Raw genomic sequence first — 24,469 nt, forward strand, 5'->3', positions numbered from 1 at the left:
AGTCGACCGATGTGTCTCGGCCGGGGTCGGACGGCGAGTCGATTCGCTCGTCGGCTCGGCTCACGTCGTCGTCGAGTCCGGGCCGCCTTCCTCGGCCGGCGGCTCGACGCCCTCGGCGGCCGCGACGTCGTCGGTCCGCTTCTCGGTCTCGACGTGCCAGCGGTCGATCTCGGACTCGTACTCGTCGAGGACCTCAGAGACCTTCCCCTTCAATTCGTCGTCGTTGACGTTCACCTCGAACACGAATGTCTCGCCGTCCTCGGCGCGGGCGACCTCCTGGATGTTGGCGCTGACGAGCTCGTTGTCGAAGTAGTACGGGGCCATCTGGGTCATCACGTTCCGGTAGACGGCGTCCTCCACCTTCCGGATCGCCTTCCGACTCGCCGAGTCGGCCGCGCGGGCGACGTGCTCGATCGACTCGCCCCAGCTCTCGCGGGCGCTCTCGGTGTCGTTCTCCTCGACCTGCTCGTAGGACTCCGTGAGCTTCTCGCCGGCCGTCTGGAGGTCGTCGCCCGGGGACTGCCCCGCGCGCTCGCCTTCACCCTCGTCGACGGACGCCTGCGCCGCGGTCTTCTCCGAAACGTCCTCGTCGATCCGCTCGTGGGTCTTGGGACGCCACTCGTCGAACTCGTAGTAGGCGTCCTCGTCGACGCCCACCTCGCGGAGCGCCAGGGAGATTCGCTCTCCGTGTTCGACGACGTCGCCCCAGTCGCCGCGCATCTTGAAACCGGAGATGCTCTCTTCCATCGGTTGTCCCTGCTACGGCACGGACGCGTATAAGTCTCCCCGAACTGACGGGACTCGCCGCCTACTTCCCGTACGCGATCCGACGCGCGACCGCGTCGAGCCGCTCCTTGAGGTCGCCGAGGTAGCCGGCCGGCGACGCGCGCCGGACGGCGGACTCGTCGACCTCGATCCGCTCGCCGCGGAACGGGTCGCGCTCGGCGCGCTCTTCGGGGGACTGGTCTTTCGCCACCGCCCCCACGACCGTCGACATCGAGCAGCGGCCGCAGGCCTCGGCCTCGACCGCGCCGTCCGCCTCGTCTCTTTCGTCTGTCATGATCTCTCACATCACACAACGTGGTCCTCCCGGTTAAAACTCCGCCTCGGGAAAACGACGCCTCGGGGGCGCTCGCGCCCGCTCCGGATCGGTCGGCCTCGCTCTGTCGTCGCCCGGTTCGGGGTCCGGCGCCCGCGGCCGCTCCGCTCCCGACGCCCTTTTCACTCGCTCCGTGGAATGCGTTCCCATGGGATATCGTGTCGTCGACGTCGACTCGGTCGACCCGGAGCCGGACCGACCCTGCGAGTGTCGGAAGCTGTCCGCCCCCGGCGGGCTCGACGAAGCGGCGATCAACCGGTTCAGGGCGGCCCCGGGCGAGCAGCTCCCCCTCGCCTACCACGCCCACGAGACGCAAGAGGAGGCGTTCTACGTCCTCGACGGGACGCTGGCGGTCGAGACCCCCGACCGCACGTACGAGGTCCCGGCCGACGACCTGTTCGTCGTCGACCCTGGGAGCCCGCAGCGGGCGTACAACCCGGCCGACGCCGACGAGCCGGTAACGGTGCTGGCGATCGGCGCGCCGCCGGCCTCTGGCGACGCCGTCCCGTACGATCCCGACGATGAGTGAGAACGCGACGTCGAACGGGGGAGACCGCCGCGATCCCGAGGAGCTTCCGGCGGAGATCCGCGAGGCCGTCCCCGACTACGACGACGAGTACCTCGACCGCGTCTCCGACCGGCTGATGTACAGCTACGACCTCGACCGCGACGTCGCCGTCGACGGCGAGCGGTTCGACATGACCGCGGAGATGCGGGTGCGAAACCAGAAGCAGTTCCTCCACCCGGCCCTGAGCTACGCGGACCACGACATGCGGGAGTACGTGTACGTCCGCCGGGTGTCGACCCCGAGCGTCGGGGAGCTGGAGCGGCTCGTCGAGTTCGCCCACGACGTCGCCGACGAGCGCGTCGACGGCCACGAGGAGCACTACGGCACGGACGTCACCGTCGTGGTCGTCGCCGACCGGATCCCGGACGACGTCGCCGACTTCGTCGCCGGCTTCAGCGACCGCACCCTGCTGAAGTTCGGCTACTACGGCCACTACGAGGTGAACCTCGTCGCGGTCGCGCCCGACCGCGAGTCGCTCGTCGCCAGCGAGAACGCCGACACCGCCGCCGCGTTCCGGCTGTGGGAGCGGGTCGACCCACCGGACGAGGGGTTCTTCTCGCGGTTCGCGAAGCGCTTCTGGCGCTGAGCGTCGTGGGTCGTTCGAAAAAAGTCCGCCGTCGGACCGCGATCAGTCGTCGCTCGGTTCGGCCGCCGCTCCGCTGCCGCCCCGCACGGTCGTGATGTTGTCGTAGCCGATCCGCACCAGCGACAGCGCCAGGTAGATGAGGACGAACGCGAGCCCCATCTGGACCACCGCCGATATCTGGCCGCTGAGCCCGGCCACGTTACCGAGGATCAGCTTCTGGTAGAGGTTGTCCCACAGCGCCACCCACGACAGCCCGAGGACGGTGATCGTCACCATGATCGTCATCGGGACGCCGGTGGAGGCGAGCTGCTTCGACTCGTCCCAGTTCGCGAGCCAGACGGTGCCGGCGAGCAGCGCCAGCGCCGCGAGCAGCTGGTTCGCGCCGCCGAACAGCGCCCACAGCGTCACCCACTCGCCGGAGATGACGAGCAGGTACGCGACGAGCGACTGGACGGCCGGGTTCGTGTACCGGCCCTTAGCGATGCTGCCGAGGTCGGCGGAGAAGCCCGTCGTCGTTCCGCTGCCGGTCGTCCCGACGATCTCCTCCATCATGTACCGCCCGAGCCGCGCCGCGGTGTCGGTCGAGGTGAGCAGGAAGCTCACCAGGACGAGCGCCATGAACGGCGCGCCGAAGCTCTGCGGGATCCCGAGACTGGTCAGGATGATCCCGCCGCCGGTCGCGAAGTTCGGCAGCGCGCCGCCGATCCCGCCGCCCGCGGCCGCCGTGGTCGCCCCGGCCACCGCGAGCGTGGAGATGGCGACGGACGCGAGCAGCCCCTCGCCGAGCATCCCGCCGTAGCCGATGAGGCGGGCGTCGCTCTCCTTGTTCAGCTGCTTCGCCGTCGTCCCGGAGGATACCAGCGAGTGGAACCCGCTGATGGTCCCGCAGGCGATGGTGACGAAAAGCAGTGGGAACAGCGGGGTTATCCCGCGTTCCCCGATCGCCAAGTCGCTGCCGAAGAAGCCCATGTACGCGCCGATCGAGGGGTCGACGGTCAGCGGCTGCGCCGAGGTGCCGAGCAGCGTCCCGACGATGATCGCGAGCAGCGCCCCGCCGACCCCCGAGTAGAGGAGGAACGACGAGAGGTAGTCGCGCGGCTGGAGCAGCACCCACACCGGGAGCGCGCTCGCGAGCGACGCGTAGACGAGGATGACGGGCACCCACGCGGCGACGTTCGGCTGAAGGATGGCGTCCGCATCCACCACCGCTCCGGGAAGCCACGCGCCGTTGCCGAGGAACTCCAAGAGGACGATGGTCCCCTCGGGGTACGCGCCGGCTTCCACCGCCGGGAACAGCGCCATCGGGTACTGGACGCCGAGCCAGACGCCGGCGAACACGCCCGCGACGAACACCACCGTCCCCGGAAGGAACGGGCCGTCGAGCTGGTACAGGTAGACGCCGAAGAGGAACGCCAGCGCGATGTACACGAGGCTCGCGGTCGCGGCCGAGGGGAACGCGTTCAACACGATCCCGACGACCAATGCGAACACCGCCACCACGAGGATGATGGTGAGGAACGCGAACCACAGCAGCATGTCCTTGCCGCGCTCGCCGACGTACTCGCCGATGATGTAGCCGATCGACTTCCCCTCGTGTCGCATCGATCCCGACAGCGAGATGAAGTCGTGGACTGCGCCCATCAGCGGGTTACCGATGGCGACCCACAGCAGCGCCGGCACCCACCCCCAGATGGCCCCGGCGGTGATCGGGCCGACGATCGGCGCGCCGCCCGCGATACTCGAGAAGTGATGCCCCAACAGGACCGGCTTCTTCGCCGGTACGTACTCCTGGCCGTCCTCGTACTTGTGGGCCGGCGTCTCCCGTTCGTCGTCGAGGTCGACGAAGCGAGAGAGGTACCGGGAGTACCCCACGTATCCCACGGTGAACGTACTGAGCACGGCGACGACGATCCAAATTACACTTGTCATAAGGTCCCTGCCTCATGATATCGATTCACTATGTTCAACTTAAACGTTATCTTCGTTCATGATGATCGCCGATTTCGTGGGATAGGGTGACCCTACTCACCGCCGAAACGAACTTAATTTCTCTGACGGATCGGTAAAATTCGCGCCAACCGGCCGCAGACCCGTCTCGCGCGCACCCGGACACGGTCCGTCCGTCGTCGCGCGCGGTTCCGGTCGGCGCCGCGCGCGATCCCGCTTGCGGTCCGCGACGCGCGTCCGACGCCCAGCGACCTACGGCTCCACGTCGAGCGACCCCGCCACGTCGGCGAGCACGTCGCCGCGGACCTCCGTGGTTCGGGACTCGATCTCTGCGACGAGCGGCGGGTCGAACTCCTCGCGGACCTGTGCGAGCCGGTCGCGCTCGGTCGCCACCTTCTCCCGCAGGTAGCGCGCGCCCTTGCCGGTCTCGTCGTCGTCGGGCGACGGCGTGAGCTTGTTCGCCACGAGCCCGCGGACGCGCAGATCGCGTTCGGTGAACCCCTCGATGGCGCGCGCCGTCTCGTTGACCGACAGCTGGTCGGGGTTGAACACGAGGAAGAAGGCGGCGTCGGACCGCATCGTCTCCCCGGCGTACTCGAAGAACTCCTTGCGCTCTTGTAGCCGCTCGATCACGGGGTCACCCTCCAGCAGGCGTCGCGGCTCCATGTCGCCGACCGCCGCCTTCTCGAAGAGGTCGATCGACTGCTTGCGCTTGTACAGCAGCCGGTCGATCCAGTCGCCGAGGAACTCGGGGAGCCCGAGCAGCCGCAGCGTCGAGCCGGTGGGCGCGGTGTCGAACACGACCCGGTCGTACGGCTCGCTCTCCGACCGCATCACGTCGACGAACGCGTCGAACAGCGCGGACTCGTACGCGCCGGGCGTCCCGTGGGACATCTCCAGCTGGCGGTTGATCTCCGACACCATCGCCGCCGACACCTGCTCCGAGAGCGACTCGCGGATCTCGTCGAGGTGGCGCTGCATCTCGTCTTCGGGGTCGATCTCGAGCGCGTCGAGCCCGTCGACGCCTGCGACCGGCTCGGGCTCGTCGCCGAACTGCTGGTCGAACACGTCCGACACGGAGTGGGCCGGGTCGGTCGAGACGACGAGCGTCCGGAGGCCGTCGCGCGCGCAGCGATGGGCGTACGCGCACGAGACGGTGGTCTTCCCGACCCCGCCCTTGCCGCCGAAGAAGACGAACTGCTCCATCACTCGGGGTGTGAGCTGTCGTCCGTCATCAGAAGTGGTACTGCTGGCCCTTCCGCTCGATGAGGCTCTCCCGGTCCCACAGCCGCCGCTCCCACGCCTCGAACTCGTCTTCGAGGTAGGGGAGCAGCTCGGCGGTGTAGTACGAGACAGGCGAGGGGACGCCGAACGCGTCGGGGAAGCACGCGAGCAGGAACTCGTCTTCGGTGTCCTCCGCCTCCTTCTCGATCTTCTCGTAGGCCGGGTGCGTGATCATCCCGTGGTATAGGCCCCGAACCCACTCTTCGAGGACCGCCCGAAACCGCTCGATCCGGTCGGCTACTGTCATCATCTCTCATGACACTCCTCCTGTGTTAAAAGCTGTCGCGGTTCGGCCGCCGCCTTCGCGGCCTCGCTATCCGTTCGCGGGGCTTCAGGCGGAGCGCCCGTCGGAGAGTTCGCCCGCGGCGTCGTCGGCGTCGGCGTCCTCGGCGTCGTCGATCTCGGGGCGGTCCTCGTTGCCGGGGCTCGGCGAGTGGATGTCGCTGTCGAGCGATCCCCAGACGAGGTACAGCATCGCGGCGATCATCAGCACGGTCACCGTGACGCTGACCAGCGACACGGCGGAGGCGGACAGAACCATGGCGCGAGTTCGACGACCCCGGCGTATCAACGTATCGGCTCGGGACGAGCGGCGTCGCTGCGGCCGCCGGGGCGTTGAAGTCGCTCCCCGAACACGCACCCGCATGGACGATCGGATCCCGGTCACTGTGCTCTCGGGGAGCCTCGGCGCCGGCAAGACGACGCTCCTGAACCACCTCCTCCGAAACGCCGGCGACCGCGACGTCGCCGTGCTCGTCAACGACATGGGGGACGTGAACGTCGACGCCGACCTGATCGCCGAGGAGTCGGAGGTCGACGTCGAGGGAGTCACGGAGCTGTCGAACGGCTGTATCTGCTGCGAGCTCCAAGACGATCTTGAGAGCGCCGTGGTGCGGCTCGCGAACGAACGCTCCTTCGACGCCCTGGTCGTCGAGTCGTCGGGGATATCTGAGCCAGCCCCGGTCGCGCGGCTGTTCACGACGGAGTCGCGCGCGGCGGCGCGGTACCGGGTCGACGCCCTCGTGACCGTCGTCGACACCCGGCAGTTCCTCGACTCCTTCGGCGGGGAGTCGACGCCCGAGCGACGCGGCGCGCCCGGCGAGGAGGACCGGCCCCTCTCGGACCTCCTCGTCGAGCAGATCGAGGTGTCGAACCTCGTCGTCTGTAACAAGGCGGACCTCTGTACCGACGCCGAGGTCGAGGAGGCGATCGCGCTCGTCGGCGCGCTCCAGCCCGACGCGGAGACGGTCGTCACCGAGTTCTCGGCGGTCGACCCCGACCGCCTCCTCGGCGTCGACCTGTTCGACGCGGGCGAACTGGGCGACCTCCCCGGCTGGAAGCGCGCGCTCGACGAGGACCACGGTCACGGCGACGACGATGAGCACCCGAGCGACGACCACGAGGACGACGACGGCCATGACCACCGCCACCCGGAGGCGGAGTACGGCGTCGACTCGTTCACGTACCGCCGCCGCCGGCCGTTCCACCCCGACCGGATCGCGGCTGTCCTCCGCGACCTCCCCGCGGACGTGGTCCGGTCGAAGGGGACGCTGTGGGTCGCGGGCACCGACCAGCGCCAGCAGGTCGGGCAGGCGGGGCGGTCGGTCCGCGTCACCGCGCTCGGCCCCTGGGTCGCCGGGCTCCCCTCCGTCGAGCGCGACATGCTGCGCTCCAACCGCCCGACCCTCGACTGGGACGACGAGCGCGGCGACCGCCTGACCGAGTACGTCGTCATCGGCACCGGCGTCGACGAGGACGCCCTCGTCTCGCGGCTCGATGACGCGCTCGTCACGGACGCCGAACTTGCGGAACTCGGCGATCCGGGGATTGGCGACGAACCCGCCGACGTCGACCCCGCCCCGTTCCCGAAGACGCAGGGCGACGCGGTCGCGCTCCGAGAGCCGTAGTCCGACGAGGCGAGCGGGATCGACCCGGGCAACGGACGCGGCCATCTCTCACCGACCCGAGCAATCGACGCCGCCACTCCTGATCGCCCCGGTCAGCAGGCGCAGTCGCCCCCGGTCGCACGCGCGAACCGCATCGCGTCGCCGCAGTCGGGACACGTCGGCGTCCCCTCCGCGTCGCGGTCGAGCCACTCGTCGTCGACATCCACGTCGCGGACGCGGACGCCGCAGTCGTCGCACCAGTACGCCCCCTCGGAGCCGTCGTCCCCGGCGGCCCCCGGGGCCGTCCCCGTCGAGCCCGCCAGCGCGTCGGTCACCGTCTCGAAGATGCCCATACACCAACTATCAGTATCGTTCCTGTTAGTTCCTCGGTGTCGTGCGATCTGTTCGCACAGCCGATCCGGCGCGGGTCGCTAGGCCGCGCCCCGCCGGTTCGTCACAGCAGCGGCAGCGTGAGCGCGAGGAAGGCGAGCCCCAGTCCGACCCCCGCGTACAGCAGTCGCTCGAACCGGGGCCCGGAGGGGAGCGGGCCGGCGTCCACCGGGGGCGCGGCCCGAACGAGCTGGCAGTACGCCACCCACGCCGTGGCGCCGAACCCGAGCGCCGAGAGGGCCAGCGCGCCCGACAGTGACAGCCCGTAGGCCAGCCCGTACAGCGGCCCGAACGAGAAGACCAGCGCGAACGCGAGCCCCGTCGTCACGAGGAAGGGGATCGGATCGACAGGCTCCCCGCGTCGGTTGCTGAGGCGGACCGGGTCGACCATGGGGGGCGTACGGCTCGAACGGACAAGAGCTAAGTGGCGCACAGCCGCGCATCGGCGTATGAGCGCCGAGGAGACCACGGACGAGGGCGGCGACGAGGACGGCCCCGGGATCCGCGAGGGCGTCGAGCGCTCCTCGGGCGATCCCAAGGTGCTGCTCGCGATGAACGCCGTGCTCTCGGCGTGGTTCGCCTGGATGATCGTCTGGGGGCTCGAGTTCGTCGGGACGGCGACGCTGTCGATCCGGAACGTCGCGACGCTGGCGCTGATCCTCTTCGCGGTGACGTACGTCGTCGCGCTCCGCTAGGACCGGTCGCGGGGGCGACCGCTCCCTGACCGCGCCCCGGCGAGCGACCGATTCGCCACGTTTTAAGACCGTTCCGGGCGCGGTTTCGCACAATGACGATCGAAGACCGCGACGACGCGTACCTCATCACGCACGCGCTAGCGACGGACACCCTCTCGCGGCTGCGCGACGTCGACACCGAGCAGGTCGCGTTCCGGAAGGGGCTAGTGAAGCTCGGCCGTATCTGCGGCTACGAGATCATCGACGGCGCGATGGAGACCGAGTACGTCCCGGTCGAGACGCCCCTCGCCGAGACCACCGGCGAGCGCGTGAAGGGCCTCGACGATGTGGTGATCATCAACGTCCTCCGCGCCGCGACCCCCTTCGTCGAGGGGCTGTTGAAGGCGTTCCCGCGCGCGAAGCAGGGCGTCATCTCCGCCGGCCGCGACGAGGCGGCCGGGATGACCGAGGACGGCGAGTTCCCGATCACCATCGACTACGTGAAGCTCCCCGAGATCCGCCCGGACGACACCGTCATCGTCGCGGACCCGATGCTCGCGACCGGGTCGACGATGGCCGCCGTCCTCGACCACGTCCTCGACGAGGCCGACGACTTCGAGGACCTGTTCGTCCTCTCCGCGGTCTCCGCGCCCGCCGGCCTCGTCCGCGTGAGCGAGGCCGTCCCGGAGGCGGACCTGCTGACGGTCGCCATCGACGACCGCCTCGACGACGACGGGTTCATCGTCCCCGGCCTCGGTGACGCCGGAGACCGGGCGTTCCGGACGGTCTGACGCCGTCCCAGCTCGCCCGCCGACCCGGCCGCCGCGCCCGACGTACTTTTAAGAGCCGCCGCCGCGACCGGTAGGACATGAGCGACGCGCCGACGACCGAGCCCTGCGACGCCTGCGGCGACCCCACGACGGACGCGCTCGCCCGCACCGTCCGGCTGAGCGTCGACCGGGCGAACATCGACACCCAGCGGCTCTGCCCCGACTGCTTCGCCGACTGGATCCAGCGCTACCAGGACCGCCTCGGCTCCGGCGACGACGGGGGCGACGAGAGCTCCGAGATCATCGTCGACTGAGGCTGAACGCGTTCGCCTCGGCCGGCAACGTCCGTTCCGACCGCCCGTCTTAAGCCCCGCGGGAACCGACGCCGACGTAATGGACTTCGCCATCGACGCCGCGGCCCCGGCGGTGCCCGACTGCGCCGACGACGGGACGTGGCTCGCGTGTATCGCGTGCGACGAGACGTTCGCCCCGTTCGAGGCGGTCCGGTACACCTGCGACGAGTGCGACGGCCTCCTCGAGGTCCGGTACGCCGACCCGCCGACGTTCGACGAGTTCGGGACGGGCGCGTCCACCGACGGCCCCGACCGCGGCGTCTGGCGCTACCGCGAGGGGCTCCCCTTCGACCTCGGCGTCACGCTGCCCGAGGGGGACACCCCGCTCCACCGCGTCCCCCGCATCAAGGAGGCGGTCGGCGTGGACGCGCTCCGGATCAAACACGAGGGGATGAACCCCACCGGCTCGTTCAAGGACCGCGGGATGACCGTCGGCGTCCGCGTCGCGAAGGAGCTGGGCGTCGGCGCGCTCGCGTGCGCCTCGACGGGCAACACCTCGGCCGCGCTGGCCGCCTACGGCGGCCGCGGCGGGATGCAGACGCTCGTCCTCCTCCCGGAAGGGAAGGTCGCCGCCGGGAAGATCGCGCAGGCGAGCCTCCACGGCGCGCGCATCTTGGAGGTCGACGGCAACTTCGACGCCTGCCTCGACATCGTCCAGGAGCTGGCCGCCCGCGGCGAGGCGTACCTGCTCAACTCCCTGAACCCGTTCCGGCTGGAGGGGCAGAAGACGATCGGCTTCGAGATCTTAGAGGAGTTCTACGCCGACTACGGCGTCTTCCCCGACCGCATCGTCCTCCCCGTCGGCAACGCGGGCAACACCTCGGCGCTGTACAAGGGGTTCCGCGAGCTCGTCCAGTCGGGCGCGCTCGATCCCGACGAGGTGCCCAAGCTCACCGGCGTCCAGGCGGAGGGCGCCGCGCCGATGGTCGAGGCGGTCGAGGAGGGGAACGACGAGATCCGCCGCTGGGAGGAGGTCGAGACGCGCGCGACCGCGATCCGCATCGGGAACCCCGTCAACGCGCCGAAGGCGCTCCCCGGCATCCGCAACACCGGCGGCACCGCGGTCGCCGTGAGCGACCCGGAGATCACCGCCGCGCAGCGCCACCTCGCCAGCGAGGGCGTCGGCGTCGAGCCCGCCTCCGCCGCGAGCCTCGCGGGCCTCAAGAAGCTCCGGCGCGAGGGCGTCGTCGACGACGACGAGCGGGTGGTCTGCCTGACGACCGGCCACCTGCTGAAAGACCCCGACGCCGCCTACGAGGCCGGCGGCGACCCCGAACCGGTCCCGAACGACGCCGACGCCGTCGTCGACCACCTCCACGACTGATCGGCCGACGCGCCCGGTCGGTGCGGCCGCGGACACCGCTCAGTTTACGCTGTCCTCGACAATTTTTATATATACAAACACATACACAACACTGAGATGTCGACCAAGACGATCGGCGTACGCGAGGAGGTGTACGAGCGGCTTCGCGCTCGGAAGCGCGACGACGAGAGCTTCACCGACCTCATCGACCGGCTGATCGACGAGAGCGAAAGCGACTGGCGCGAGGGGTTCGGCTCACTGCCGCCCGAGGCGGCCGACTCGCTTCGGGAGGCCGCGGCCGGCTCGCGGGAGCGCTTCGACGAGTCGGCCGGCGACCGGCAGACCGCGGCGGTCGATCGTCTCGCGGACCCGGACGACGGCGGTCGGTCGGACGACGGCGCCGACACAGACGACGCGAACGGCGACGCCGGGGGATCGGCGTGACTCGGTACCTGCTCGACACCACCTTCCTGATCGATTACCTCGCCGGCGACGACGGCGTTCGCCGCTTCCTCGAGTCACGCGAGGAAGCCGAGTTCGCGACGACCGCGATGAACTACAAGGAGGTGGCGGTCGGGCTCCGCCTCAACGACGCGTTCGATCCGGCGCGCCTCGCGGCCGCGTTCGAGTGGCTCGACGTCGTGCCAATCGCGGCCGACCACGCCCTCGCCGCGAGCGCCTTTGAGGCCTCGCTGTGCCGCTCGGACGACCACACGAGGCGGGCCGTCGACGCCGCCACCGCGGACCTACTGATCGCCGGTGTCGCCGACGCGGAGGGGATGACTGTCGTCACCCGGAACGCGGACGACTTCGAGAAGTTCGTGCCGGTCGACACGTATTGAGCGTCTATCGAACGTCCGGCCGCCGCCGTCCCGCTCGGCAACTCCGCCGCACGCTATCACCGATTGCCGAACACATCGCCCCGACAGTTTGTATTAAATAGTAAACCATTGAACGACCGACAAGTTGATAGACGTCTCGATGACCGCCCCGATCGCCGCCCTCGCGGCGGTCGTGGCGGTCGGTGCGACCGTCGTCGCGTTCGCCTCCCGCGACGAGTCGGGCGGCCCCGCCGCGGTCGCGTTCATGGCCGCAATCGCTTGGTGGTCCGCGGGGCTGTTCGGCGAGGCCGTCGCGACGACCGAGGCCGGGAAGCTGTTCTGGCTCAACGTTCAGTACCCCGCGACCGCCGTCGTCCCGGTCGCCGCCGTCGCGTTCGTCGCGGCGTATCTCGGCTACGACGCGTGGATCTCGCGGTGGCGCCTCCTCGCGCTGCTCGCCCCGCTCGCAGCGTTGACCCTACTGAGCTGGACGAACGACGTCCACGGGCTGGTCCGGACCGGGACCGACCTCGTCGCGGTCGGCTCGGGGACGGTGCTCGTCCGGGAGTTCGGCCCGGCGTGGTGGGTCGGCTGGCTCTACTCGCAGGTCCTGCTCGTCGGGACGTTCGCGACGCTCGCGTACGGCGTGTACGACTCGGCACCCGCGTTCCGCGCGTCCGCGGGGCTGCTGCTCGTCGGCTCCGCCGCCCCGTGGGCCGCGCAGTTCGTCGTGCTCGGGGGCGGCCCGGCGTTCCGCCCCGAACTCCTGTTCGTGCTCACGGGCGTCGCATTCACGGTCGCGGTCCGGCGGGGGCGGACGCTGGGCGTGACGCCGGTCGCCCGGCAGGTGACCTTGGAGGCGATCCCCGACCCGATCGTCGTCGTCGACCGGAGCGGGCGGATCGCGGACGCGAACCCGGCGGCCCGCGCGTGGCTCGGCGAGGGCGTCGCGGTCGGCGTCCCGGTCGCGGACGCGCTCGCCGACGCCCCGGAGATCCGCGCCGCGTACCGCCGCGGGGAGGCCCCCGACGAACCGCTCCGCGTCGACGTCGCCGGCGAGCCGCGGTTCGTCTCGCTCTCTGCCGTCTCGCTCCCGACGCTCGGCAACCGCTCGCAGGGGACGGTGCTACTGCTGCGAGACGTCACCGAGTCCGAGTGTAACCGCCGGAACCTCGAGGTGGCGAACGACCGGCTCCAGACGCTGACGCACGCGCTGGCGCACGACATCAAGAACCCGCTGACGGTCGCGGACGGGTTCACCGACCCCGCGATCGCCGGCGACGAGGCGGCGCTCGAACGGGTCGAGAGCGCCCACGACCGGATCTTCGAGATCGTCGACGAGACGCTCGCGGCCGTCGACCACCCGGACCCAGACGCCGGCGCCGAGTCGTTCTCGTTCGCGACCGCGGCCGAGGCGGCGTGGCGGACCGCCGACACCGCGGGAGCGACGCTGACGGTCGCGGGCGCGGAGTCGCTCGTCGCCGACGAGACCGCGGTCCGGAGCGTCCTGGAGAACCTCTTCCGGAACGCGGCGGTCCACGCCGGCACCGAGGCGAGTGTCGCCGCCGTCGCGCTCGACGGCGGGTTCGCGGTCGTCGACGACGGCCCCGGCGTCCCGCCGGCGGAGCGCGACCGCGTCTTCGACCGCGGCTACACGACCGCGGACGTGGGGACCGGGATCGGCCTCGCGTCCGTCGCAGCGCTCGCCGGGTCGCAAGGGTGGACCGTCAGCGTCGGCGCGGGTCGCGGGACCGCAGAGGAAGAGGCCTGCCTGTCGGCCACGGAGGTCGGCGACGGCGCGGCGTTCGTCGTCGCCTTCGGGGATCGACCGATCGAAGCCGTCGCGTCGCCCGTCGTCGCCGACGCGGACGCGCTCGTCACGGTCTCGGAGCCGCCCGCGGCAGAAACGTAGCCCGGCGGCGGTCCGATCGCTTCTCCGGATCTGGGCGGTATTCGACGAGTCCCGCCCTACTCGTCCACGCGCCCGTCGGCGCCGTCCAGGGTGATCTCGGTGATCTCGACGACGCGGTCGTCCGCGAGCAGCTCTTCGATCGCGGCGTCGGGGACGGCCGAGTCGAGGTTGTAGACGGTGAGCGCCTCCCCGCCCTGCGTCTCGCGGCCGTTGAACATCCCGGCGATGTTCACGTCGTGGTCGCCGAGGACGGTCCCGATGAGCCCGATGACGCCGGGCTCGTCGGTGTTGCGCGCGACGAGCATGTGGCCGTACGGGACCGCGTCGACGCGGAACCCGTCGATCCGGACGATGCGGGCGTCCTCGCCGGCGAACAGCGTCCCCTCGACCGAGATCTCGCCGTCGCCGTTGCGGACGGTGACGCGGACGAGGCTCTGGAAGTCGTCTGTCTGCCGGGTCTTCGACTCGGTCACTTCGATGCCGCGCTCCTCGGCGAGCCGCGGCGCGTTCACCGCGTTCACTTGCCACTCCAGCGGCTCGAAGACGCCCTTCAGGGCGCTCGCGGTGACGAGGTCGACGTCTTCCGCAGCGATGTTGCCCTCGTAGGTCGCTTCGACCCCGGTGATCCGGCCGTCAAGCAGCTGCGCGGCCACCTTGCCGGCGGTCTCGGCCACGTCGATGTACGGCTCGATCCGCGGGAAGGCGCTCTCGTCGACCGAGGGCGCGTTGAGCGCGGTCAGGACCGGCTCGTCCTCGAACGCCGCCAGCACCGCCTCCGCGGTGTCGACCGCGACGTTCTCCTGTGCGGCCTCCGTCGACGCGCCGAGGTGCGGGGTCAAGACGACCTCCTCGACGTCGAGCAGCGGCGAGTCCTCGGGGAGCGGCTCCTCGGCGAAGGAGTCGAGCGCGGCGCCCGCGAGGACGCCGTCCTCGACCGCCTCGGCGAGCGCGTCCTCGTCGACGATGCCGCCGCGGGCGCAGTTGATGAGGTAGCCGCCCTCCAGCTGGGCCAGCTCGTCCTCGCCGATCATCCCCTCGGTCTCGGGGAGGAGGGGGGTGTGGATCGTCGCGAAGTCGCCGGTAGCGAGCGCGTCGTGGAGGTCCTCGACGAGCTCAGCGCCCATCCGGTCGGCGCGCTCTTCGGAGATGTACGGGTCGTAGACGACGAGGTCCATCCCGAGCGAGTCGAGCCGCTTGGCGACCTCCTGCCCGACGCGGCCGAGGCCGACGATGGTGAGCGTCTTGTTGTTCACCTCGGTGCCGAGGAACTCGCCTTTGGCCCACTCGCCGCCGATCAGGCGGCCGTGCGCCTGCGGGATCGAGCGCGCGACGGCGAACGTCATCGCGACCGTGTGCTCGGCGGCGGCGCGGACGTTCCCATCGGGCGCGTTCGCGACGACCACGCCGTGATCGGTCGCGGCCTCGATGTCGATGTTGTCGACGCCGATGCCCGCGCGGCCGACGATGACGAGCTCGCTCGCGGCCTCGAAGACCGCCTCGTTTACGTCGGTCCCGGACCGCACGATCAGCGCGTTGGCGTCGGCGACGGCGTCGAGCAGCGCCTCCCCCTCGGCCTCGTAGTCGGTGACGACCTCGTGGCCGGCGTCTCGGAGTCGGTCCAACCCCGCGTCCGCGATGGGGTCAGTCACGAGTACCTTCATGCCGAAACGCACCCGCGGCGCGGGGTTAACGCTTTCCTCATCGCGCCGTTTTGCCGCCCGATCGGATCCGCGCCCGTGGGTATCGATCCCCCTCGTTTCGAGTGGAGAATGCGCGTTCGTGGGCATCTTCGCCGTCGGTACTCCCTTTTATATTGGGACGTACGGTCCGTCCATGGATTTCACGATCGCGTTCGTCGGTGTCGGCGCAATCGTCGCGTTGACCGCGGTGAGCGCCTTCTTCTCCAGTTCGGAGCTGGCGGTGTTCTCCGTCCCGACCCACCGAGTCGACTCGCTCGTCGCGACCGACGCTCCGGGCGCCCGGGCGCTGGCCGCGCTGCGCGACGACTCGCACCGCTTCCTCGTCACGGCGCTCGTGAGCAACAACGTCGCCAACATCGCTGCCGCGTCGGTCGCGACCGCGGTGTTCGTCCGGTTCGGCTTCTCCGGCGGACAGGCGGCCACGGGGTCGACGCTCGTCACCTCTGTATTCGTCATCGTCTTCGGCGAGATCGCGCCGAAGTCGTACGCGGTCGCCAACGCCTAGCGGCACGCGCTCCGCGTCTCCCGGCCCGTCGTCGCGATCCAGCGCGTCCTCCGGCCCGTCCTGTACGTGTTCGAGGCGCTCTCCGGCGTCGTCAACCGCTTCACCGGCGGCGAGTCCGCCATCGAGTCGTACCTCACCCGGGAGGAGATCGCGACGCTCGTGCGCTCCGGCGAGGTCGCGGGCGCGCTCGACCCGGACGAGGGCGCGATGATCCGCGGCGTCCTCGACCTGGAGACCACGACCGTCGCCGCGGTGATGGTCCCGCGGACGGACGTGGTCGCGCTCCCCGACACGGCGACCCCCGCGGAGGCGCTCTCGCGGGCCGCGAGCGAGGGCGTCACCCGGATGCCGGTCCACGGCGAGAACCGCGACGACGTGGTCGGGATCGTCGACGTCCGCGACGCGATCCGCGCGGACGAGACCGGTGGCGACCCCGCGAGCGCGCTCGGCGAGCCGTCGTTCGTCCCCGAGACGAAGCCGCTCGACGAGCTGTTCGCGGAGATGCGCGCGAGCGAGGCGCGGATGGCGATCGTCGTCGACGAGTACGGCGCCATCGTCGGCATCGCGACGCTGGAGGACCTCTTTGAGGAGGTGGTCGGCGAGCTGGTGGGCCGGTGGGAGACGGCCGCGGTTGACGTCGTCGCGCCCGACGCCGCCGTGGTCCGCGGCTGGACGACGGTCGCCCATCTCAACGAGACGCTCGGGCTCTCGCTGCCCGCGGACGCGGGCGTCGAGACCGTCGCGGGGTTCGTCACCCGGCAGCTCGGCCGGCTCCCGGCGGAGGGCGACCGCGTCGCGGTCGGCGACGTCACGCTCGCGGTCACCGGCGCGACCGCGACGCGGGTCACCCGCGTGCGGGTCGAACACGCCGACGAGGACGGGTTCGCGGTCGACGCGCCACCCGAGTGAGGCGGCGGCCTCACGAGAGTGGGAACCGCTCGACGACCTCGTACTCCGGGCCGGACCGGGTGAGCGTCGACTCGACCAGCCGGACTTCCTCGACCTGAAACGCCCCGATCTCGGGCCGCTCGGCGTCGAGCGCGTCTCGGACCGCCTCGGCGCCGGTCGCGTTCTCCACTCGCGCCAGCGTCACGTGCGGGGTGAAGTCGTGGTCGCCCGATTCGATCCCGAGCGCGGTCGTCTCCGCTTCGAGCGCCTCGTGGAGCGCCGCGAGGGCGTCGCCGCCGCGGCCGACGCCCGCCCAGACGACCGAAACGTACTCGCGGTTCGGGAAGACGCCGAGCCCGCGGACCTCGATCTCGAACGGCGCGACGTCAGCGCGGTCGACCGCGCGCTCGCCGGCGGCGATCACCTCGTCGACGGCGGGAGCGTCGTCGGTGGCGTCGCCGCCCCGCTCCCCGACCTCGCCGAGGAACTTCAGCGTCACGTGCGCCTGTTTCGGGTCGACGGGGTTGACGCCGGACGCGTCCGCGAAGGGTTCCTGCGCGTCCGCGACGGCGGCCGCGAGCGACTCCGGCAGGTCGACGGCGAAGAACGCTCGCATCTCGGTCGATCCGTCGACCGAGTGGCCCATACCGCTTGGGGTGGTCCACCCGGATCCAAGTATAAATACCACCGCATCAGTCCGGCACAATCGACAGTAGTGGTCCCGTCCTACGCACAGGTGATGGTCACCACCAACTCCGCGCGACCGGATTCGACCTCCAAGCGCCGGACCCCGGCGCGTCAGGCGTCGAGCGTCGCCCGCTCGCCCGACGGTCGCCGGATCGCGTACGCGACGTACGGAGATCCCGGCGGCGACCCGGTGGTCTTCTTCCACGGGATGCCCGGGTCCCGCCGGCTGGGGGCGGTCCTCGAACCGGCGGCGCGAGCGAACGACGTCCGCGTCATCGCGCCCGACAGGCCCGGCTACGGACGCTCGTCGCCCCGGCCGGACCGGACCGTCGGCGACGCCGCGGCGTCCGTGCGGCCCGTCTTGGACGACCTCGGCGTCGAACGGGCGTCCCTCGTCGCGTTCTCCGGCGGCGCGCCCTACGCCATCTCGACGGCCGCGTCGCTGGGCGACCGGGTCACCGGCGTCGACGTCGTCGCCGGCGCGACGCCGCCGTCGTTCGGCGACGACACGCCCGCGGTCCAGCGACTCCTGTCCGGTCTCGCGGCCGCGACGCCGTCGGTTCTCGGGGCGCTGTTCCGCGGGCAGGCGTGGGTCGCGTCGCGCGCGGACCCGTCGTTCGTGGTGACTCAGTACGCCGCGGACGCCGACGCCGTCCCCGACGAGGCCGCGACCGTCGTGAAGGCGGACTTCCTCGCGGCGTTCGAGCGCCACCGGAGCGGTGCGGTCACCGAGTTCCGTGACGCCGCGAACGACTGGGGAATCGACCTGGATGCGGTCGACGCCCCGGTTCGCCTGTGGCACGGGACCGATGACGCCAACGTCCCGATCGCCGGGGCGGAACGGCTGGCCGAGGCGCTTCCGACCGCCGAGCTCCGCGTCCTCGATGGCGCGGACCACCTCGGAACGCTCCTCCGGGCTGCCCCCGAAGCGCTGTCGCGTTCCCACTGATCGACCCGGCTCTCCCCCGAACTCACCCCTGAGGCGCTGTCACCTCTCCGCTGACCCCTCCGGCCCTCTCCTCCGAGCCCGTCCCGGGTCCCTCGCTGGCGGTCCCGAACCACGCGGATTGATGTACGGCACGCTCGAACGTCGAGCGGCCGCCCGATGAAACGGATCAGGTTCTCGGCCGCCTACCCGGAGCGGCTCCGCCACCCGCTACACGACGTGATCGTCGGCGACTCGCCGATCCGTCGCGCGGAGCTGCTGATGTGGAGCCCGACGGCGGACGCGACGACGCTGCTCTGGTTCGACAGTGACCGCGACGAGACGGCGTCTGCCCTCGACGCGCTCGATTCGCTGGTCGCGAGCAGCCTCGTGAGCGACGCCGACGGGACCTACGCCTTCCTCCGACAGGACGCCTACGAGTTCCCGGCGGCGCTCCTCGACACCGTCGCGGCGTCGCGGGTGATCTTCCTCCCGCCGGTCGTCTTCCGCGGGTCGGGCGACGTCCGGTTCGAGGCGGTGGGCGCGACGGCAGCGCTCAGCGAGTTCCACGACGACCTCGGAGCCCTCGCCGACCTCACCATCGAGCGAGTCCACGAATTCGAGCGGCGACTGGCCCCCTCGCGGCTGACCGAGCGACAGCGAGCGGCGCTGGAGACGGCTGTCTCGGCGGGGTACTACGAGGTCCCGCGCGAGGGGACCGTCGCGGACGTGGCGGCCGCGCTCGACTGCGCGACGAGCACGGCCGGCGAACTGCTCCGGAAGGCCGAGGCGGCGGTCGTCGAGCGCGCCGTCAAGTCTGCGTGACGACGGTCGTCGTCCGGGACGCCGACCCGGACTTGAGTCACAGCCGCTCCCGGAGCGTGTCGGCGGTCGCGTCGCCCACGCCGTCGACGTCGACGAGGTCGTCGCGGGAGGCGTCGCGGACGTTCTCGACGGAGCCGAACCGCCGGAGGAGGCGGCGGCGCGTCTCGGGCCCGACCCCCGGCACGTCGTCGAGGACCGTCTTCACCTCGTCGCGGACGGTCTGGTGGTAGGAGACGGCGAAGCGGTGCGCCTCGTCGCGCACGCGCTGGAGCAGGTGGAGTTCGGGGGCGTCGTCGTCCCAGCGCCGGGTCCCGGTCGGGGTGACGACCAGCTCCTCAGCCTTCGCGAGGGCGACGACGGGCACCTCCCACCCGGTCTCCGCGAGGGCGTCGCGGGCGGCGCCGAGCTGGCCTTCCCCGCCGTCGATGAGCAGGAGGTCGGGGTCGGGACGGTCGTCCTCGCCGGCGAGCGCGCGCTCGGCGCGCCACCGGATCAGCTCGCGCATGTTCGCGTAGTCGTCGTTGCGCTCGGTGAGCTTCTTCCGGCGGTAGTCGGCGGTCTCCGCGCTCCCGTCGACGAAGCACACGTCGGAGCCGACCACGGCGGTCCCCTGCGCGTGGCTCACGTCGAACCCCTCGATCCGAGCGGGGCGGGCGATCCCGAGCCGGTCGCCGAGCGCGCCCGCGGGGTCGTCGCGGCCGCCGCGCTTCCGGGCATTCTTCAGCGCGAGCTCGACGAGCTTCGCCTCGCGACCCGCGCCGGGAACCCGGACCGCGACCCCCTCGCGCTCCAGCCAGTCGACCACGTCCCGGTCGGCGGGTTGTTCGGCGAGGAGGACCGCGTCCGGGAACTCTCGCTCGGCGTAGTACTGCGCGAGGAAGGCGCTGAGCACGGCCGCGGGGGTGTTGGCGTCCGGGTCCGCGCCGTCGGTCCCGCGCTCGTCCTCGACTGCCGCCGCGTCCAGCTGGTGGCGGCTCCGGTCGACCAGCTGCCCGCGCTCGCTGTGGAGCCGGGCCACCCGCGCCGTGTCGCCCTCGACCGCGGCCGCCAGCACGTCGACGGTGCGGTCGTCGCTCCGGTCGCTGACGGCCTCGCCCCCCTCGCCGTGGAACGCCTCGACCGCCTCGAGGCGGTCCCGGAGGTTCGCCGCGCGCTCGAACTCGTTCGCCTCGGCGGCGGCCTCCATCCGCCGTCGCAGGGGATCGGCGAGGACGCCCGTCTCGCCCTCGAAGAAGCGCCGCGCGGCGGCCACGTCCTCGGCGTACGCGTCGGCGTCGATCTCGCCGGTACACGGCGCCGAACAGATCCCCATCTCGTAGTCGAGGCAGGGGCGGTCGCGGCCGTCGTACTTGTGGTCCGAACAGCCGCGCAGCCGGTACTCGTCGCGGACCGCCTTCACCACGGTCTCGACGCGGCCCACGTCGGTGAACGGGCCGTACGCGACCGCGCCCGCCTCGGGGTCGCGGGTCACCTCGATCCGCGGCACCTCGTGGTCGGAGAAGGCGACGAGCGGGTACGACTTGTCGTCCTTCAGCCGGACGTTGTACCGCGGGCGGAGCCGCTTGATCAGGTTCGCCTCGAGGAGCAGCGCCTGGGTCTCCGTGTCGGTGACCGCGAACTCGATCCGGTCGGCGCGCTCGACCATTCCCCGGATCCGGCCCGAGCGCGGGTCAGCGTACGACCGCACCCGATCGCGGAGGTCGAGCGCCTTCCCGACGTACAGCGTCGTCTCGCCCGCCCGGAACTGGTAGACCCCCGGCTCCGTCGGGAGGTCTCGGGCCCGCTCGCGGACCGCGTCGGCGTCCATCGGTCTCGGATCGCCGTAGCCGCCCGACGCCATTGAACGCTGCGGGCGCGAGTCGAAACATGTCTCGGCCCGAACTGTCGGTTCCCGAACCGGATAGTCATCAAACTTGAGGCACGGGGAGAACGGTTTATGCCGCTCCTTGGGAGAGAAGGACACAGAAATGACGGGAGTTCGAGGGCTGTTACGGCGCGTGCTCGGAAGAGAGGGTGACTCCCGGTCGGTTCCCGACGGGGGAGTCGTCGTCGAGGACGGTGTCGACGCCGCCGGACCGACCGACGGCGACGAGGGCCGCGAAGCGCACGCGGTGACCGAGGCGGCGGGGGGCGACCGCGCGGGGACCATCGCCGCCGCCGGCTTCGAACAGGTGTTCGACGCGACGAGCATCCCGACGTTCATCCTCGACACCGACGGCAGCGTCGCCGAGTGGAACGAGTCGATCGCGTCGCTCACCGGCGTCGACCGCGACGAGGCGATCGGGCACGGGCACGTCTCCGAGCTGTTCTACCCCGACGGCCGCCGGGCCGACACGCTCGCGGACAAGGTTCTCGACGCGCCGGCGACCGCCGACGAGGCGTACGGCGTCGAGCCGTGCGACTCCGCGCGCGACCGCTACCGCGACTCCAGCACGATGGTCGACCGCCACGGCGACGAGCGCCACATCGAGTTCACGGCGACGGCGCTGTACGGCGACGACGGCGGGCTCGTCGGCGTCGTCGAGATCGTCGTCGACCGGACCGAGACGGTCAACGAGCGGGACGCGACGAGCGAGCTGGTCACCGAGGTCAGGCAGACCGCCGAGGCGATCGGCGAGGGGAACCTCGACGCCCGGGCCGCCCGGCGCGACGCCTTCGAACACCTCGACACGGAGCTGGTGCGCGTGGTCGACGTCGTCAACCGGATGGCCGACAACCTCGACCAGCTCTCCTCCGGCGTCCACGAGAAGGCGCGCGACCTCGACGAGACGGTCGCGGAGGCGAGCGCCGCGGCCGCCGACATCGCCGAGAACGTCGACGAGCAGAACGACCTCTTAGACGAGAGCGTCTCGGAGATGCAGTCGTTCTCCGCCGGGATGGAGGAAGTCGCGGCAACGGCCGACCAGGTCGACACCGCCGCGGTCGCGGCCGCCGACGCCGCCGACGAAGGGCTCGACGCCAGCGAGGACGCGCGCGAGGCGACCGAGGACGTCATCGAGATCGGCGACGAGCTGGTCCAGAGCGTCGGCGCGCTCTCCGAGCGCATGGACGACATCGAGGAGGTCATCGAGGTCATCTCCGACGTGGCCGAGCAGACCAACCTCCTCGCCCTGAACGCCAACATCGAGGCCGCCCGCGCCGGCGAGGGCGGCGACGGCTTCGCGGTCGTCGCCGAGGAGGTGAAGAAGCTCGCCGACGAGACCCGCGGCTACACCGAGGAGATCACGGAGAGCCTCGACAAGCTCCAGGCGCAGTCCGCGGAGACCACGACCGCCGTCGAGCGCTCGCACGACCGGATCGAGGACGCCGGGACCGAGATCGAGACGGTGCTCGACTCCCTCGAAGAGATCGCTGACGCCGTCGACGAGGCGGCCGCGGGCGTCGCGGAGGTCGCGCGCACCACCGACGACCAGGCCGCGACCGTCGAGGAGCTCACCTCGTCGCTGGAGGCGGTCCGCGAGCGCTCCGACCGCACCGAGGATGCGACCGAGCGCATCGTCGACGCCACCGACGATCAGGAGGCGGCCGTCGACGAGCTGATCGCCCGCGTCGAACAGCTCGACGCGCGGTAACGCCGCTCTATTCCGCTTTCCGGCCTCGCTCCACACCTCCTTCCGGTCCGGATCCCGTCAGTTTCCGCTCGCTCGTTCTCCCGGTCCCGGCGAACGTTTAACCTCGCTCGACCCCCAGAATTCGTATGTCCGTCACGCCGCCCGGACCGCTCGGTGACCCGATCTTCGGGAACGGTCGCCAGTTCGCCGACGACCCCTTCGACTTCCTGCGCGCCTGCGCCGACAGCTACGGCGACGTGGTGCGGCTCGACCTCGGCCCCCGCGAGACGTACCTGCTCACGAACCCCGCCGACATCGAGCGCGTGCTCGTCGCCGACGCCGAACGGTACCGGAAGCCCCAGTTCGGCGACGACGCGATGGACACGCTGCTCGGCGACGGCCTCCTCATGAGCGACGGCGACACGTGGCAACGCCAGCGCAAGCTCGCGAACCCCTCGTTCCACAACCGCCGGATCGGCGCGCTCGACGGGACGATGGTCGAGCACACCGAGTCGCAGCTCGCCGACTGGCGCGACGGCGAGGTCGTCGACATCCAGCTGGAGGTCGCCCGCCTCACCGTGAAGATCATCGTCTCGGCGATGTTCGGGGCCGACATCACCGACGAGGAGGTAAAGACCGTTCAGGAGAACCTGGAGCCGCTCGGCGCGCGCTTCGAGCCCGACCCGCGGCGGTTCCTGATCCCGAACTGGGTGCCGACCCGCGAGAACCGCGAGTTCGACGCCGCGATCGACACCCTCGAATCCGTCATCGACGGGATCGTCGACCGCCGCCGGGGGACCGAGCGCGACCCGAGCGTCGACCCCGCCGGCTCGGAGGGCGTCGCGGTGCCCGGCCCCGCGGGAGACGGCGACGGCGACCTGCCGATGGACCTGCTTTCCGTCCTCCTGCGCGCCCGCGACCGCGGCGAGCAGACCGACGAGAACCTCCGCGACGAGCTGGTGACGATGCTGCTCGCCGGCCACGACACGACCGCGCTCGCGCTGACGTACACGTTCTACCTGCTCTCGAACCACCCCGAGGCCCGCCGCGAGGTCGAGCGCGAGGCCGAGGCGGCGACCGCCGACGGCCCGCCGACCGCGGCCGACGTCCGCGACATGGCGTACACCGAGCGCGTGCTCAACGAGTCGATGCGCCTCTACCCGCCCGTCTACACCCTGTTCCGCGAGCCGAAGCTCGACGTGAAACTGGGCGGGTACCGGATCCCCGAGGGGTCCGCGCTGATGGTGTCGCAGTGGGTCGTCCACCGATCCGAGCGGTGGTACGACGATCCCGACACGTTCGACCCGGACCGCTGGGCCCCCCAGCGCCGGAGCGAGCGCCCCCGGTTCGCCTTCTTCCCCTTCGGCGGCGGTCCGCGCCACTGTATCGGCAAGGCGTTCTCACTGCTGGAGGCGAAGATCATCCTCGCCGAGATCTGCTCGCAGTACGAGCTCGGCTACGAGGGGCCGGACCTCTCGCTGCGCGGCTCGCTCACCATGCACCCGAACCACCCGGTGCCGATGCGGCTCCGCGAGCGCTGAGGGATGGCCGACGCCGAGACGTACTGCGCCCGGTGCGGCGAGCCGCTCTCGCGGGGCGTCATCGCGAGCGAACAGCGGGCCTGTTGTCTCAACGCGACGCCCATCGCCGGCGTCTGTCCGACGCACGGGCCGGTCGGCCCGCACCACGCCGTCGCGGAACCGGGCCTCGCCGACGAGCCGTAGTCGGCGCCGCTCCGGTCGAGCGCCGGGCGCCCTCGCCGACCGTTCGGCCCGAACCCACTTTACCGCCGGCG

The 24,469-nt window shown here is 71.1% G+C and carries 26 protein-coding genes and 1 pseudogene; 16 read left to right on the forward strand and 11 right to left on the reverse strand.

Going from position 1 to position 24,469, the window contains the following annotated elements; genetic code table 11:
- Window positions 1-60: 60 nt before the first annotated feature.
- Both ABNG04_RS15695 and ABNG04_RS15700 read right to left on the reverse strand, forming a co-directional pair.
- Complete coding sequence (locus ABNG04_RS15695) at window positions 61-747, reverse strand: DUF5828 family protein (protein ID WP_371163317.1); 687 nt, start codon at window positions 745-747, stop codon at window positions 61-63.
- A gap of 61 nt (window positions 748-808) precedes the next feature.
- On the reverse strand, window positions 809-1,060 hold the full coding sequence (locus ABNG04_RS15700) for a DUF8007 family protein (RefSeq protein WP_371163318.1): 252 nt from the start codon (window positions 1,058-1,060) through the stop codon (window positions 809-811).
- 187 nt (window positions 1,061-1,247) lie between these two features.
- On the opposite strand from ABNG04_RS15700, the gene ABNG04_RS15705 reads away from it, so the two are divergent.
- Both ABNG04_RS15705 and ABNG04_RS15710 read left to right on the forward strand, forming a co-directional pair.
- Complete coding sequence (locus ABNG04_RS15705; protein ID WP_371163319.1) at window positions 1,248-1,628, forward strand: cupin domain-containing protein; 381 nt, start codon at window positions 1,248-1,250, stop codon at window positions 1,626-1,628.
- The gene (locus tag ABNG04_RS15710; RefSeq protein ID WP_371163320.1) at window positions 1,621-2,253 is read left to right on the forward strand and encodes a DUF8052 family protein; all 633 of its coding nucleotides are present in this window, start codon (window positions 1,621-1,623) and stop codon (window positions 2,251-2,253) included. Before ABNG04_RS15705 ends, ABNG04_RS15710 begins: the two co-directional genes overlap by 8 nt.
- Window positions 2,254-2,295: 42 nt before the next feature.
- Here ABNG04_RS15710 and ABNG04_RS15715 read toward each other — a convergent pair whose 3' ends face one another.
- The 4 genes from ABNG04_RS15715 to ABNG04_RS15730 all read right to left on the reverse strand — a co-directional run bounded on the left by ABNG04_RS15715 (window position 2,296) and on the right by ABNG04_RS15730 (window position 6,025).
- Window positions 2,296-4,182 carry a carbon starvation CstA family protein gene (locus tag ABNG04_RS15715; RefSeq protein ID WP_371163321.1) on the reverse strand — a complete coding sequence of 629 codons (1,887 nt, stop codon included), beginning with the start codon at window positions 4,180-4,182 and terminating at the stop codon, window positions 2,296-2,298.
- Between the two features lie 270 nt (window positions 4,183-4,452).
- Complete coding sequence (locus ABNG04_RS15720) at window positions 4,453-5,406, reverse strand: ArsA family ATPase (protein WP_371163322.1); 954 nt, start codon at window positions 5,404-5,406, stop codon at window positions 4,453-4,455.
- 28 nt (window positions 5,407-5,434) lie between these two features.
- Window positions 5,435-5,731: a DUF7990 family protein gene (locus ABNG04_RS15725; protein ID WP_297886065.1), complete on the reverse strand. Its 297-nt coding sequence runs from the start codon at window positions 5,729-5,731 to the stop codon at window positions 5,435-5,437.
- A gap of 84 nt (window positions 5,732-5,815) precedes the next feature.
- Window positions 5,816-6,025, reverse strand: coding sequence for a hypothetical protein (locus ABNG04_RS15730; RefSeq protein ID WP_371163323.1), 210 nt, complete (start codon window positions 6,023-6,025; stop codon window positions 5,816-5,818).
- 103 nt (window positions 6,026-6,128) lie between these two features.
- Here ABNG04_RS15730 and ABNG04_RS15735 point away from each other — a divergent pair, with 103 nt between their 5' ends.
- Window positions 6,129-7,391 carry a CobW family GTP-binding protein gene (locus ABNG04_RS15735; protein WP_371163324.1) on the forward strand — a complete coding sequence of 421 codons (1,263 nt, stop codon included), beginning with the start codon at window positions 6,129-6,131 and terminating at the stop codon, window positions 7,389-7,391.
- A gap of 92 nt (window positions 7,392-7,483) precedes the next feature.
- Here the strand turns inward: ABNG04_RS15735 and ABNG04_RS15740 are convergent, their stop codons facing one another.
- Together ABNG04_RS15740 and ABNG04_RS15745 are read right to left on the reverse strand one after the other, a co-directional pair.
- Window positions 7,484-7,723, reverse strand: a complete 240-nt coding sequence (locus ABNG04_RS15740) for a hypothetical protein (RefSeq protein ID WP_371163325.1) — start codon at window positions 7,721-7,723, stop codon at window positions 7,484-7,486.
- 101 nt (window positions 7,724-7,824) lie between these two features.
- Window positions 7,825-8,151 (reverse strand): hypothetical protein, encoded by a 327-nt coding sequence (locus ABNG04_RS15745; protein ID WP_371163326.1) that lies wholly within the window; start codon window positions 8,149-8,151, stop codon window positions 7,825-7,827.
- Window positions 8,152-8,209: 58 nt separating this feature from the next.
- Here ABNG04_RS15745 and ABNG04_RS15750 point away from each other — a divergent pair, with 58 nt between their 5' ends.
- From ABNG04_RS15750 to ABNG04_RS15780, 7 genes are all read left to right on the forward strand, one after another.
- Entirely contained in the window at window positions 8,210-8,455 is a 246-nt protein-coding gene (locus tag ABNG04_RS15750; protein ID WP_371163327.1) for a DUF8107 family protein, read from the forward strand.
- A 92-nt stretch (window positions 8,456-8,547) separates the two neighbouring features.
- A complete protein-coding gene (gene upp, locus ABNG04_RS15755; RefSeq protein ID WP_006114683.1) occupies window positions 8,548-9,225 on the forward strand; it encodes a uracil phosphoribosyltransferase in 678 nt (225 codons plus the stop codon).
- 77 nt (window positions 9,226-9,302) lie between these two features.
- Window positions 9,303-9,518 carry a DUF7569 family protein gene (locus ABNG04_RS15760; RefSeq protein ID WP_006114682.1) on the forward strand — a complete coding sequence of 72 codons (216 nt, stop codon included), beginning with the start codon at window positions 9,303-9,305 and terminating at the stop codon, window positions 9,516-9,518.
- Window positions 9,519-9,597: 79 nt separating this feature from the next.
- Window positions 9,598-10,881 carry a threonine synthase gene (gene thrC / locus ABNG04_RS15765; RefSeq protein ID WP_371163328.1) on the forward strand — a complete coding sequence of 428 codons (1,284 nt, stop codon included), beginning with the start codon at window positions 9,598-9,600 and terminating at the stop codon, window positions 10,879-10,881.
- Window positions 10,882-10,977: 96 nt separating this feature from the next.
- Complete coding sequence (locus tag ABNG04_RS15770) at window positions 10,978-11,304, forward strand: antitoxin VapB family protein (protein WP_371163329.1); 327 nt, start codon at window positions 10,978-10,980, stop codon at window positions 11,302-11,304.
- Window positions 11,301-11,702: a type II toxin-antitoxin system VapC family toxin gene (locus ABNG04_RS15775; RefSeq protein WP_371163330.1), complete on the forward strand. Its 402-nt coding sequence runs from the start codon at window positions 11,301-11,303 to the stop codon at window positions 11,700-11,702. The genes ABNG04_RS15770 and ABNG04_RS15775 overlap by 4 nt, the downstream gene beginning before the upstream one ends.
- A gap of 139 nt (window positions 11,703-11,841) precedes the next feature.
- A complete protein-coding gene (locus ABNG04_RS15780; protein ID WP_371163331.1) occupies window positions 11,842-13,593 on the forward strand; it encodes a histidine kinase N-terminal 7TM domain-containing protein in 1,752 nt (583 codons plus the stop codon).
- A 56-nt stretch (window positions 13,594-13,649) separates the two neighbouring features.
- Here the strand turns inward: ABNG04_RS15780 and serA are convergent, their stop codons facing one another.
- A complete protein-coding gene (gene serA, locus ABNG04_RS15785; protein WP_371163332.1) occupies window positions 13,650-15,254 on the reverse strand; it encodes a phosphoglycerate dehydrogenase in 1,605 nt (534 codons plus the stop codon).
- A 172-nt stretch (window positions 15,255-15,426) separates the two neighbouring features.
- On the opposite strand from serA, the pseudogene ABNG04_RS15790 reads away from it, so the two are divergent.
- Window positions 15,427-16,707 (forward strand): annotated as a pseudogene (locus ABNG04_RS15790) (hemolysin family protein).
- A gap of 10 nt (window positions 16,708-16,717) precedes the next feature.
- On the opposite strand, the gene thpR reads toward ABNG04_RS15790, so the two are convergent.
- Window positions 16,718-17,302: an RNA 2',3'-cyclic phosphodiesterase gene (gene thpR, locus ABNG04_RS15795; protein WP_371163448.1), complete on the reverse strand. Its 585-nt coding sequence runs from the start codon at window positions 17,300-17,302 to the stop codon at window positions 16,718-16,720.
- A gap of 123 nt (window positions 17,303-17,425) precedes the next feature.
- Between thpR and ABNG04_RS15800 the strand changes: the two genes are divergently transcribed.
- Window positions 17,426-18,322 (forward strand): alpha/beta fold hydrolase, encoded by an 897-nt coding sequence (locus tag ABNG04_RS15800; RefSeq protein WP_371163449.1) that lies wholly within the window; start codon window positions 17,426-17,428, stop codon window positions 18,320-18,322.
- 156 nt (window positions 18,323-18,478) lie between these two features.
- A complete protein-coding gene (locus ABNG04_RS15805) occupies window positions 18,479-19,123 on the forward strand; it encodes a helix-turn-helix domain-containing protein (RefSeq protein WP_371163333.1) in 645 nt (214 codons plus the stop codon).
- A gap of 37 nt (window positions 19,124-19,160) precedes the next feature.
- Here ABNG04_RS15805 and ABNG04_RS15810 read toward each other — a convergent pair whose 3' ends face one another.
- Complete coding sequence (locus ABNG04_RS15810) at window positions 19,161-20,930, reverse strand: excinuclease ABC subunit C (protein WP_371163334.1); 1,770 nt, start codon at window positions 20,928-20,930, stop codon at window positions 19,161-19,163.
- Between the two features lie 160 nt (window positions 20,931-21,090).
- Between ABNG04_RS15810 and ABNG04_RS15815 the strand changes: the two genes are divergently transcribed.
- The 3 genes from ABNG04_RS15815 to ABNG04_RS15825 all read left to right on the forward strand — a co-directional run bounded on the left by ABNG04_RS15815 (window position 21,091) and on the right by ABNG04_RS15825 (window position 24,398).
- Window positions 21,091-22,695: a methyl-accepting chemotaxis protein gene (locus tag ABNG04_RS15815; RefSeq protein ID WP_371163335.1), complete on the forward strand. Its 1,605-nt coding sequence runs from the start codon at window positions 21,091-21,093 to the stop codon at window positions 22,693-22,695.
- Between the two features lie 125 nt (window positions 22,696-22,820).
- The gene (locus ABNG04_RS15820; RefSeq protein ID WP_371163336.1) at window positions 22,821-24,215 is read left to right on the forward strand and encodes a cytochrome P450; all 1,395 of its coding nucleotides are present in this window, start codon (window positions 22,821-22,823) and stop codon (window positions 24,213-24,215) included.
- Between the two features lie 3 nt (window positions 24,216-24,218).
- On the forward strand, window positions 24,219-24,398 hold the full coding sequence (locus ABNG04_RS15825) for a hypothetical protein (protein ID WP_371163337.1): 180 nt from the start codon (window positions 24,219-24,221) through the stop codon (window positions 24,396-24,398).
- Window positions 24,399-24,469: the final 71 nt, after the last annotated feature.

The sequence above is a fragment of the Halorubrum miltondacostae genome (assembly GCF_041379815.1).
Classification (GTDB): Archaea; Halobacteriota; Halobacteria; order Halobacteriales; family Haloferacaceae; genus Halorubrum; species Halorubrum miltondacostae.

Bases quoted from the DNA above. Each gene is read 5' to 3' on its own strand.
- ABNG04_RS15800 (WP_371163449.1), top strand. From the start codon at position 17,426: ATGGTCACCACCAACTCCGCGCGACCGGATTCGACCTCCAAGCGCCGG.
- ABNG04_RS15700 (WP_371163318.1), bottom strand. From the start codon at position 1,060: ATGACAGACGAAAGAGACGAGGCGGACGGCGCGGTCGAGGCCGAGGCC.
- ABNG04_RS15705 (WP_371163319.1), top strand. From the start codon at position 1,248: ATGGGATATCGTGTCGTCGACGTCGACTCGGTCGACCCGGAGCCGGAC.
- ABNG04_RS15780 (WP_371163331.1), top strand. From the start codon at position 11,842: ATGACCGCCCCGATCGCCGCCCTCGCGGCGGTCGTGGCGGTCGGTGCG.
- ABNG04_RS15770 (WP_371163329.1), top strand. From the start codon at position 10,978: ATGTCGACCAAGACGATCGGCGTACGCGAGGAGGTGTACGAGCGGCTT.
- thpR (WP_371163448.1), bottom strand. From the start codon at position 17,302: ATGCGAGCGTTCTTCGCCGTCGACCTGCCGGAGTCGCTCGCGGCCGCC.
- ABNG04_RS15710 (WP_371163320.1), top strand. From the start codon at position 1,621: ATGAGTGAGAACGCGACGTCGAACGGGGGAGACCGCCGCGATCCCGAG.
- ABNG04_RS15730 (WP_371163323.1), bottom strand. From the start codon at position 6,025: ATGGTTCTGTCCGCCTCCGCCGTGTCGCTGGTCAGCGTCACGGTGACC.
- ABNG04_RS15820 (WP_371163336.1), top strand. From the start codon at position 22,821: ATGTCCGTCACGCCGCCCGGACCGCTCGGTGACCCGATCTTCGGGAAC.
- thrC (WP_371163328.1), top strand. From the start codon at position 9,598: ATGGACTTCGCCATCGACGCCGCGGCCCCGGCGGTGCCCGACTGCGCC.
- ABNG04_RS15805 (WP_371163333.1), top strand. From the start codon at position 18,479: ATGAAACGGATCAGGTTCTCGGCCGCCTACCCGGAGCGGCTCCGCCAC.
- ABNG04_RS15720 (WP_371163322.1), bottom strand. From the start codon at position 5,406: ATGGAGCAGTTCGTCTTCTTCGGCGGCAAGGGCGGGGTCGGGAAGACC.
- ABNG04_RS15735 (WP_371163324.1), top strand. From the start codon at position 6,129: ATGGACGATCGGATCCCGGTCACTGTGCTCTCGGGGAGCCTCGGCGCC.
- ABNG04_RS15695 (WP_371163317.1), bottom strand. From the start codon at position 747: ATGGAAGAGAGCATCTCCGGTTTCAAGATGCGCGGCGACTGGGGCGAC.
- ABNG04_RS15750 (WP_371163327.1), top strand. From the start codon at position 8,210: ATGAGCGCCGAGGAGACCACGGACGAGGGCGGCGACGAGGACGGCCCC.
- serA (WP_371163332.1), bottom strand. From the start codon at position 15,254: ATGAAGGTACTCGTGACTGACCCCATCGCGGACGCGGGGTTGGACCGA.
- ABNG04_RS15745 (WP_371163326.1), bottom strand. From the start codon at position 8,151: ATGGTCGACCCGGTCCGCCTCAGCAACCGACGCGGGGAGCCTGTCGAT.
- upp (WP_006114683.1), top strand. From the start codon at position 8,548: ATGACGATCGAAGACCGCGACGACGCGTACCTCATCACGCACGCGCTA.
- ABNG04_RS15815 (WP_371163335.1), top strand. From the start codon at position 21,091: ATGACGGGAGTTCGAGGGCTGTTACGGCGCGTGCTCGGAAGAGAGGGT.
- ABNG04_RS15825 (WP_371163337.1), top strand. From the start codon at position 24,219: ATGGCCGACGCCGAGACGTACTGCGCCCGGTGCGGCGAGCCGCTCTCG.
- ABNG04_RS15715 (WP_371163321.1), bottom strand. From the start codon at position 4,182: ATGACAAGTGTAATTTGGATCGTCGTCGCCGTGCTCAGTACGTTCACC.
- ABNG04_RS15740 (WP_371163325.1), bottom strand. From the start codon at position 7,723: ATGGGCATCTTCGAGACGGTGACCGACGCGCTGGCGGGCTCGACGGGG.
- ABNG04_RS15725 (WP_297886065.1), bottom strand. From the start codon at position 5,731: ATGACAGTAGCCGACCGGATCGAGCGGTTTCGGGCGGTCCTCGAAGAG.
- ABNG04_RS15760 (WP_006114682.1), top strand. From the start codon at position 9,303: ATGAGCGACGCGCCGACGACCGAGCCCTGCGACGCCTGCGGCGACCCC.
- ABNG04_RS15810 (WP_371163334.1), bottom strand. From the start codon at position 20,930: ATGGACGCCGACGCGGTCCGCGAGCGGGCCCGAGACCTCCCGACGGAG.